This is a genomic window from Planktothrix sp. FACHB-1355, assembly GCF_014748295.1.
Classification (GTDB): Bacteria; Cyanobacteriota; Cyanobacteriia; order Cyanobacteriales; family Aerosakkonemataceae; genus Aerosakkonema; species Aerosakkonema funiforme_A.
On sequence record NZ_JACJUP010000114.1, the window covers coordinates 1 to 9,866 of the forward strand.

Genomic DNA, 9,866 nt, shown 5'->3' on the forward strand with positions numbered 1-9,866 from the left:
GATGTTGTACCAATTTGGGAGAGCCAAGTGGAGGTTTCATCGCATTTTGAACCCCCGTCCCTTTAGGGCTGGGGTGGCTTCAGATTAAACTCGTATTCTCAACTATACCATCCGATTTTTTGAGAACAAACAAACTGCCATCTCCACCACGTCCAATTCGGCAATCTCGATCCAAATAAGTAATATCAAGCGTGGCAACTCGACCGACTGGATTATTAGCAGCTACAACTTTGAATGGGTTGAGTTGAGGCGTATTAATACCGATGATTTTATCAATTGATAAATAGCGTTTGTCAAAGTAGACGTTGATGCGTTTGTCTGGGACAGGTGCTGAATCTTCTCCAGCAGGTTCAAAGCTAGCCGTCACTTTCACATATCCCGATAATAATCCTAAATAATGTTGGACAAAAGCAATATTGAAAAACTGTTTGTTGCTGACATTAATCACTTGATATACTTGGCCTAGCTTTAATCCCAATGGTAGGGAAACTAAAGAGCGGATTTCTCTAGCAGTGGAGTATTGCAGTTGCCAATTTCCCTCTAGTAAAGAAATAGCATTTAGCAAAGGTTTCGGATTGGGGTTGCAACTTTCTAGTTGAGCGGTCAACTGTGCGATTTCTGCGGCGGTCGTTTTGTCGATCTGCACATCGGTAATCGGCGAGCCATCTTTGTTAGTTTGAATAGCATCAAGAGCAGCTTGTAATTTTTCTTTTAAAGAGAGTAAATTATTCAAGGATTGACACCTAGCTGTTGATAGCGACAAGATTTATTATTCTGGAAAAATGTCTAATAATCAACCATCATTCACGAACAATACAGAAGTAGTCGTAATTGGTAGCGGTATAGGCGGTTTGAGTTGTGCTGCCATATTAGCACGCTATGGTATTGATGTCACCGTAGTAGAAAGCCATTCGATCGCAGGGGGTGCGGCTCATGCTTTTGAACGCAATGGCTATCAGTTTGATTCTGGGCCATCTTTATATTCTGGTTTGTCCTACACCCCTTCCCCCAATCCCTTACTGCACCGCAAAATCTTGTATTAGTATCAATTCCTTCCGTTATCGATTCATCTTTAGCACCGCCAGGTAAGCACGTTATTCACGTTTATACTCCAGGTAATGAACCTTTTTCGATTTGGCAAGGTATGGAACGCAATAGCAAAGCATATGCCTTGCGAAAACAAGAACGCGCTGAGGTAATGTGGCAAGCTTTAGAAAGAATTATTCCCGATATTCGCGATCGCACAGAAGTTACTTTGGTGGGTACTCCCCTCACCCACGCCCGATTTTTGCGTCGCCATCGCGGTAGTTATGGGCCAGCAATTGCAGCAGGTAAAGCTTTATTTCCGGGTGCGACGACACCTTTGTCTGGGTTATTGTGTTGTGGAGATTCGACTTTTCCGGGGATTGGGATGCCTGCGGTGGCTGCTAGTGGGATGATGGCTGCTCATACGATCGCTCCAGTGCAGCAACATTTACAATTGCTCAATGAGATTCTTTAAAATCTTGGCTATTATACTTTCTAACAGGATATACTTCACAACATCAATGAGGAGAAATTCACAATGGAAACTAGACCGCCTTTACCTCCTTTTACTTTGGAAACTGCAAGAGCGAAAGTACAAGCGGCTGAGGATGCTTGGAATACTCGCGACCCCGAACGAGTTGCGTTAGCTTATACGGAAGATTCAGTTTGGCGAAATCGGGCTGAATTTTTCACTGGCAGGGAGAAGATTCGCGAATTTCTCACCCGTAAATGGAATACAGAACTGGATTATCGACTTAAAAAAGAACTGTGGAGTTTCACCGATAATCGCATCTCTGTCAAATTTGAATATGAATATCATACGGATTCCGGTCAGTGGTATCGTGCTTATGGCAACGAACAGTGGGAATTTGCCCCGAATGGATTGATGCAACGGCGAGAAGCTAGTATCAACGATCTGCCGATTTTGGAATCGGAACGCAAGTTTCGGCGGTCACGTTAGTTGTGACCGAACATAACTATATTGTTCCTTGAGAAACACTAAAAATGTCACAATAATTTTCAATTTTCAATTTTATTAGTATGCAACAGCAGGAATTTCATCACAACCTTGTCAATATTCTTCAATCTGCGTTGGGTTTGCTGGAACTCGATCGAAACTCCCAACTTTACCGAGATGTGACATCTGTCTGCAACCATCTCGCCAATCCCGGTTTTCGGATTGCTGTTTTTGGCCCGTTTAATTACGGCAAGTCAACCTTAATCAACGCTATCCTGGGAAACCGCGCTTTGCCGATCGACATTATCCCCACTACGGGTGCTGCTATTTATGTCAAGTACGGAAATGAGCTAAGAACTCGCATTACCATGACGAATGGCAGAGAAATTAATGAAAGCGGTACGGAAATACTCAAGCAATTTGCTATCCTAGATGGCGATCGCAGAATGCGAGATGATGTCGCCTCGGTGCAGGTTTTTTGTCCTCACCCATTTCTGCAAAATAATGTAGAATTACTCGACTTACCGGGAACGAACGATCGCGAAGAACAAGACAGTTTAGTTCGCGACAAACTCCTCACCGCAGATTTAATCGTGCAAGTGTTAGACGGTCGTCAGTTAATGACATTAGGAGAGCGAGAGAAATTGCGCGATTGGCTGCTGGATAGAGGCATAAAAACCATTGTTTTTGTTGTTAACTTTCTCAATTTACTCGAACCGGAAGACCAAAAAGAAGTTTACAAACGGTTGCGTTTTTTAGCCGAAAGTTTTCGCGCCGATTTACCGACAAATATCAGCAACCTTTATCGCGTTGATGCACTACCTGCTTTGAGAGCGAGATTAAAAGGAGATGTTGCGGCTGCACAAAGTAGCGGACTGGCTGGTTTTGAATCGGCTCTGCAAAGTATTTTAGCAGTAAAACAGGAGCAAATGGGCGATGTGCGGCTGCCGCGTGCGATCGCGATCGGCTCTCAAATCAAGCAAATATTACAAGCCAAAATACAACCTCTTGCCACCGAAGTAGAAACCGCAGAAAATAAGCGCAATTCCAAAATTCAGATTCAACAAAAAGCCGAAAATCTAATTAAACAAGGCTTTGCAACCAGCATTAAAGAATTCCGAGACTGGCTGCACGAACAAACAATTTTATATCGCTATCAATCCGAAGCCACCGCCGCACTTCAACAAAATCAATTTAGCACCTGGGAAAGAGATTTTTTCAAACCAACAGTTGCAAAGCATCAACAAGAAATTGTCAAATGGATTAGCCAAGCTTGCGAGTTTTTCAATTACACTCAACCCGAAGAACTATCAATTTCATTTCCATCGCACCCACAAGTAACTTTACCGAATAAACCGACAAGTTCGGATAATCTGAGCGATACTGCTCCCGTAGCTGTAGCGACTGGTTTGGGTTGGGTTGCGGGTGGGCCAATAGGAGCGGCAGTGCTGGGCGGTGCAGCTTATCTTTTAAATAAAAATATCAAACAAGACAAGCAAGGATCGTCAAGCAATGCTTATCAAAATCAAGCTGCACAACTTTATACCGATGCGGCAAAAGATTATCTAAGTCGCTTCAGTAGCGAAGCGCTTTCAGCACTGCACCAGTATGAAGAAAAAGCCGCAAAAGTTCTGAATTTTAAAATCCCCGACATTCCTCCAGAACTTACTAACAAGCGTCATCAACTAAACTTGTTAAATACTTGCTTGCAGAACCTCGATCGAGAATTGCAATCTATCAATTAATATCTTGTCCCGTAGCATAAAAAACCCTTCTTTATCTGCGTTTATCTGCCTACATCTGTGGTAAAAATTTCACCCTTGATTCCCACAGATATCCCCGACTTCTCCCAGAAGTCGGGGATATGGCCAAACTCTCATCAACGTTCGATCGCTCCCACTCTAATGTACATTAATAGTTAGAGATGAAAAAACTAACAACATTTTATTTATGACCAACATTGATAACTACAACTCGATTCACATTCGCAACATGGAAATTGATGACCTTGCGCCCGTGTACCACTTGGGCGAAGATGTGTTTACCAGCGATTTGTATCCTTATTTATATCGAACGTGGGATGAATGGGAGGTACTCGGACTTTATAATACCGACCCCGAATACTGTTTGGTTGCAGAAATAGACGATCGACTCGCCGGCTTTATCTTGGGAACGATTATTAACAAGCCATCGTGGACTTATGGATATATCATCTGGCTGGGAGTTAATCCTAACTTTCAGCGTCGGGGTGTAGGCGATAAACTGGTTGATAAGCTAGTGGAACGTATGATCGAAGATGGGGTGCGTTTCATGATGGTAGATACCGATCCGGCGAATATCCCAGCAGTGAAATTTTTTAACCGTAAAGGTTTTGGCAATACCCGTCAGCACGTTTTCTTATCGATGAATTTAAGCAAGCACGATTATTATGGCAGATTAATTTCTTACGAACGAGAAAAAGCGGAAAGGGCAGCTTACAGTCGATCGCGTCGTCGTCCCACCAATAAACCTCAAGAAATTGTCAGCGAAGCCGCTAGCAAAGTAATGGTAACGGAACCCTCATCGCCTGCTGATGATAGTCCCGATCGACCCTCGCTTTCATAATAAATATTACTGACTTGCTAATTTACCTCAAATCTCACCCAAACAAATGCCAGAACAGCAAATTCATTGGCAAATTCAGCCAAAAATTGAGCCGCCAGAGTGGTTCGTTCAAGCAGTCAGACAGTACGCAGAATTACCGGGAAATTATGCTGCCCAATTGCTATGGCAGCGCGGAATTCGCGACGCCGAACATCTGGCAGGATTTTTGAAACCGCAGCTGTACAAACCAGCCAGTCCCTTTGAATTCGGTCAGGAAATGCACTGGGCGATCGAAAGATTGCGGCAAGCTATCAATGCGGTTGAAATTGTGGCGATTTGGGGTGATTTTGATGCCGATGGCATCACTTCAACTGCCGTTTTGTGGGATGGATTGGGACAATTTTTTGCCCAAAATATTAACTTATTATACTACGTTCCCAATCGCCTAACGGAATCCCACGGACTCAACTTTCAGGGAATTGCTGACCTGGCGGAACGGGGAGTAAAACTGATAGTTACTTGCGACACTGGCAGTACAAATTTGAGCGAAATTGAATACGCTCGTGAATTGGGAATCGATATAATTGTCACAGATCATCACACGCTGCTACCAGAACGTCCGCCAGTAACGGCTATTATCAATCCCCGGAATTTGTCGCCGTCACACCAGCTATTTAATCTTTCCGGAGTTGCTGTTGCTTATAAGTTGATAGAAGCGCTTTATCAAACTCTGCCAGATATTCCCAAACAGCCTTTAGAAGATTTGTTGGGTTTAGTCGCAATTGGGTTAATTGCCGATTTGGTTAATTTGAAAGGCGATTGTCGGTATTTAGCACAATTGGGAATAGAAAAACTGCAAGAAGATTTACAGAACCCGCCAAAATTGCGGCGGCGTCCTGGCGTTGGAAATTTGCTGGAATTTTGCAAGAAAAGTGGCGATCGTCCAACCGATATTTCTTTCGGAATTGGCCCCCGCATTAATGCCGTCAGTCGCATACAAGGGGATGCTAGCTTCTGCGTAGAATTGCTTACGAGTCGGGAGATCGATCGCGTCGAAAAATTGGCACGAGAAACCGAATTAGCTAACGCCCGCCGCAAGTCATTACAAAAAGATGTCGAACAGCAAGCAGCCCAAAAATTAGCACAATTAGATTTATCGACAACTAGCATTATTGTACTCACAGAAATGGGTTGGCCTGTGGGCGTTTTGGGTTTAGTTGCCGGTCAAGTTGCTCAACAAACCGGTCTTCCCACGATTTTATTAAGCCTAGAAGAAGCCGAAGAAAACATAGAAAACGATCGGGAAATTTCTCAATCTAAAATCCCAAATGCCAAATCTAAAATTGCTAGGGGTTCTGCGCGATCGGTCAATCAAATCGACCTTTATCAATTGGTGAAAGCTCAAGCGCACCTTTTAGATCGTTTTGGCGGTCATCCCTTGGCGGCTGGGTTGAGTATTCCTGTTGAGAATATCCCCCTATTTACAGAGGCGATAAATCAACAATTGCGGCAACAAATTGGCGGAGAAGAAGGTAAATTAGGAACCAGAATAATCTCAGCAGATTTGGTCGTAACTGTAGCTGATTTAGGAATAAATTTGTTTCGCGAACTGAAACTTTTAGAACCCTGCGGTATGGGCAACTCCGTACCGCAGTTGGTAATTCAAGATTGCTGGTTTGAGAATATCAAGAATCGCAATATTCAGGATGCGACGGGAAAAAAGGTTCAATATATTAAAACCGAGTTTCAAATTTGCGATCGCTCTGCTCAAATTGGATTTCCCGGTGTTTGGTGGGGTCACTACAAAGACGAAATTCCGCCAGGACAATGCGATGCAGTTGTAGAACTTGATTTCAATACTTACAATAAGCGCTATGAAGTGCGGTTAATTGCTGTGCGATCGCGCCAATCAAATCTTACCTTATTCAGTCCCGATCTCAGTCAAACAGAGTGGATTTTAGACTGGCGAAATAAAGCAGATGAATTGCAAATAGATTATTTAAACCTGCCAATAGAAGAAGGCATGATTAAATCGGAAATCTCCAATCTGAAATCTCAAATTAATGAGAAAACTTTGATAGTTAGAGAATGTCCGAGTCACTGGGATGATTTGCAATTGTGGTTTCGACGCGCTTTGCAGGCAAAACAGCAATTAGCCATTGCCTATCCACCGCCGCCACAAATACCTCCCAGCCAAGTTTGGCAAAATCTCGTCGGCATTGCCAAATATCTCAGCCGTACCGGTAAAACGGCTACACAAGCTCAATTGCAACAGAAACTCGGTATTGGCGATACTACCTTGCTCTTAGGGTTGCAAACATTAACTAAAATAGGGTTTGAGGTCAAAAATGGGGATGGTAACTTTAAGATTACGGGAAATACCGAGTTAGAAGCATCGAGTTTGGCGGGGGAAATTTATAGTGCGATCGCACAATTTTTAGCCGCTGTCCGAGAAGAACAATTTCGCCGCCAGTATTTCTATGAAGTTCCTTTAGATATCATTCGATCTGTAGTCAACCAAAACACTTTTTTTCAAAATGATTAAATTCCCAAATCATTTTTTGATTAATTTCCATTTGACTGCTTTGCCTATCGTCCTTGGCACACCGTACAACTTACTAAAAAACAAATTCCATAAATATCCATATTGGGGAAAATATTTAACTAAAAGTACATCGGAAACCACATGAAATCTCGGTGGTTTCAGGGCAGCAGGCTTATCAATATATCTGATTTGTTCTGGCTTTGGCATCCAGTGACCGATAATAGCATCCTTCTCAAAAAATTTAGCCTGTACAAATAAACCCAACAAGCGATCGAAACCCGTTGAAGGTATCCAGGTTATCGCCCCTAGCACTTTTGTTGCCTGCGATAAATCGGGAAGGGCTTTTTGAACTAGCTCGTTTTTCCAAACAATATTATTGAAATTCTCAAAATGATAGCCAAAATTATCTTTTCTCTCTCCCAAAGGCCATAATATGTATTGAATATCCAAATTTTTGTCTAAAGGAGCAACTGGAATTTCCAGCAATCCCGTATAATTTCCTTGCTGATAAGGATAGGGATTTTCTGGTGTCTTTTGGCAGACTTCCAGTTGATTAACATCAGGGATTGCATTCCATTCTTTTTTAATGCGTTCCTCATCTTTAAAATCAATATTCTCCTTTTTTAACCTGAGAACCCAACTTTCAGGAAATTTATGAAAATAGTTCTTTGTTAATTCTTCCACATCTGGATGTACGAAGTCATCGTCATCTAAAGCCAGAACATATTCGCCACTAGCATTTAGCAAACCGACAAACCGTTGCATCATCTCGCCTTTGTAAGGGCTTGTTAAAATTTTGACTCTGGGGTCATCTACGGGTCGGATTGGGATGTTGGGGTAATAAACTAAAACAAATTCAACATTACCCTTTACCTTCAATAACTGTTCTAACCAATAGTCAGAATATTTGCCTGTCGTCGGAGTAACAATAGAGAGAATCGGTTTTTCTTTCATTTTCCACAAGCCTAATTAAATTATTTACAAAATTTCCTGTAGATTTGCTTGGCGTTCGCACTGTCTTTTTACCGTAAAACCTTGCGACTGCCAAGCTTTGAGGTTTACCTCTGTTAATTTAGTCAATTCCGAACATTTGGGAGAGTAAAATTGACTGATGACAGCCCAGGACAAACTGCGAGTCAATCCCCACGCAGTTAAGAGAAATGACTCGCGATTGCCAGGAATTCCCTGCTCTTTAACGATATCTGGTTCTACCCAAATTCCATGCGATCCTAAGATAATTTGCGCCAACCACTTCGCCCTTGGCAAATGGGTGAGAGAGGTAATCAATTTCACCTTATGAACCTGCCACTGACTGAGGATTGGCTGACTGAAGTAAAAGTTACCAAAAGTGGTTTTAGCACACTTTTCTAACAAAACATTTTGCATGGGAGCATTTGCACGTCGAAAAATCAGCAAAATGCAGGGGTCTTTTGAGCCTCCAGAAATAATTATTGGGGTTTGGGGATATTGTTTTGCCAATTCAGCTACATAAATCTCTCTGGTGATACTACCTCCCAGTACGAGAAAAGCATCGACAGGCCCTTGGGATGCCTTCTGCAAAATTATACCAATATCGATCAGCCAAATTCCCAGTATGAGGCATAAGCCACTCAGCCCTAGCAAAATAAATCGATTGCGAATTAAACGCAACAGATGCCGGCGAATCGAGATTTTTGGCTGCATAGGAATTTTGAAGACGGCGATCGCTCATGCTTTCTATTTTGCCTTAATGTCCTGGTGATGTGCTGCCAAGCTGGGTAACAAGATGAACCAGTTCTGGCAAAATCAGTTTTTCCACAGCCAGTTTTACCGCATTGGTAGAACCGGGAAGAGAAAATACCAGTTTCTTTTTATACACCCCGGCGACTGCCCTAGATGCGATCGCCCGCGAACCGATTTCCTGATAACTCAGCCAGCGAAACAACTCCCCAAAACCAGGTAAAGTTTTTTCCAGCAATAGTTCGATCGCATCGTAGGTCGTATCTCGTGGCGCAATGCCAGTACCGCCATTAAAAATCAAAGCTTGCAAATCCGGGCGATTACCCAAGCTTAACATTTGCTCCTGAATCTGCGTCGGTTCATCCTTGAGAATTGCATAAGCTGCCACCGCATGACCTGCATTTAACAGTAACTCTTTCATGAGATTGCCACTGCGATCGGTTTCTGAAGTGCGCGTATCGCTGACAGTAATTACCGCGCAATTTACAGTAAAATTAGATGAATCTGGATGAGGAATTTTAGTCATACTTGCTGTTACTTATTACCGCTCGGTCATCGGTCAACTTGACCGATGACCGATGACCAATTATGATTTGGTAAATCCTAAACCATGCTCTTCAGCATAGCGACTCATGAATCGCATAAAACGATCCCATTCTTCAACCGATTTCATCCCATAAAAAACTTCCAGTGCCTCTGGTTTACCGTTGATGAATTTAGCTTTTACATCCTTTATGACTAATTCGCCTTCCTCATCAATCAGGTACATCCCAGTAATCTCGTCTGTGCTGCTTTGACTCAGAGCCTTGGGATTTTGGAAATAAAACGTAGCCGTGCCGTTGGTGTTATCCCGCGAACGGGTGAGCTTAACATCGGGCACAACATCTTCATTGATGCCTCTGGAAAACTGAATTTGAGCCATGATTGCTATTCACATATAAATCGGTTTATTAATTATTTTCTCATCAATGTTACTCTCGCGAGCATATTGGCATTGCTCTTGCAAGGGACACTCACCGCAACGGGGGTGCCTAG

9 protein-coding genes and 1 pseudogene are annotated in these 9,866 nt (G+C 42.8%); 5 read left to right on the plus strand and 5 right to left on the minus strand.

Features of this window, described 5'->3' with window-relative positions; genetic code table 11:
• Window positions 1–79: 79 nt before the first annotated feature.
• Complete coding sequence (locus H6S82_RS07875) at window positions 80–733, minus strand: PAP/fibrillin family protein (protein WP_190464961.1); 654 nt, start codon at window positions 731–733, stop codon at window positions 80–82.
• Between the two features lie 49 nt (window positions 734–782).
• Here H6S82_RS07875 and H6S82_RS07880 point away from each other — a divergent pair.
• From H6S82_RS07880 to recJ, 5 genes and pseudogenes are all read left to right on the plus strand, one after another.
• Window positions 783–1,501, plus strand: a pseudogene (locus H6S82_RS07880) (FAD-dependent oxidoreductase).
• A 63-nt stretch (window positions 1,502–1,564) separates the two neighbouring features.
• Window positions 1,565–1,987, plus strand: coding sequence for a nuclear transport factor 2 family protein (locus tag H6S82_RS07885; protein ID WP_190464962.1), 423 nt, complete (start codon window positions 1,565–1,567; stop codon window positions 1,985–1,987).
• Between the two features lie 80 nt (window positions 1,988–2,067).
• On the plus strand, window positions 2,068–3,729 hold the full coding sequence (locus H6S82_RS07890) for a dynamin family protein (RefSeq protein WP_191056129.1): 1,662 nt from the start codon (window positions 2,068–2,070) through the stop codon (window positions 3,727–3,729).
• Window positions 3,730–3,934: 205 nt separating this feature from the next.
• The gene (locus tag H6S82_RS07895; RefSeq protein ID WP_190464964.1) at window positions 3,935–4,588 is read left to right on the plus strand and encodes a GNAT family N-acetyltransferase; all 654 of its coding nucleotides are present in this window, start codon (window positions 3,935–3,937) and stop codon (window positions 4,586–4,588) included.
• 46 nt (window positions 4,589–4,634) lie between these two features.
• Window positions 4,635–7,112, plus strand: a complete 2,478-nt coding sequence (recJ, locus tag H6S82_RS07900; protein ID WP_190464965.1) for a single-stranded-DNA-specific exonuclease RecJ — start codon at window positions 4,635–4,637, stop codon at window positions 7,110–7,112.
• A gap of 9 nt (window positions 7,113–7,121) precedes the next feature.
• Here the strand turns inward: recJ and H6S82_RS07905 are convergent, their stop codons facing one another.
• From H6S82_RS07905 to psb28, 4 genes are read right to left on the minus strand one after another with little or no spacing between them, the layout of a single operon-like run.
• On the minus strand, window positions 7,122–8,066 hold the full coding sequence (locus tag H6S82_RS07905) for a glycosyltransferase family A protein (protein WP_190464966.1): 945 nt from the start codon (window positions 8,064–8,066) through the stop codon (window positions 7,122–7,124).
• Window positions 8,067–8,090: 24 nt separating this feature from the next.
• Window positions 8,091–8,795 (minus strand): YdcF family protein, encoded by a 705-nt coding sequence (locus tag H6S82_RS07910; protein ID WP_190464967.1) that lies wholly within the window; start codon window positions 8,793–8,795, stop codon window positions 8,091–8,093.
• Between the two features lie 43 nt (window positions 8,796–8,838).
• Window positions 8,839–9,357, minus strand: a complete 519-nt coding sequence (locus H6S82_RS07915) for a MogA/MoaB family molybdenum cofactor biosynthesis protein (protein ID WP_190464968.1) — start codon at window positions 9,355–9,357, stop codon at window positions 8,839–8,841.
• Between the two features lie 60 nt (window positions 9,358–9,417).
• The gene (psb28, locus tag H6S82_RS07920) at window positions 9,418–9,753 is read right to left on the minus strand and encodes a photosystem II reaction center protein Psb28 (RefSeq protein ID WP_190464969.1); all 336 of its coding nucleotides are present in this window, start codon (window positions 9,751–9,753) and stop codon (window positions 9,418–9,420) included.
• Window positions 9,754–9,866: the final 113 nt, after the last annotated feature.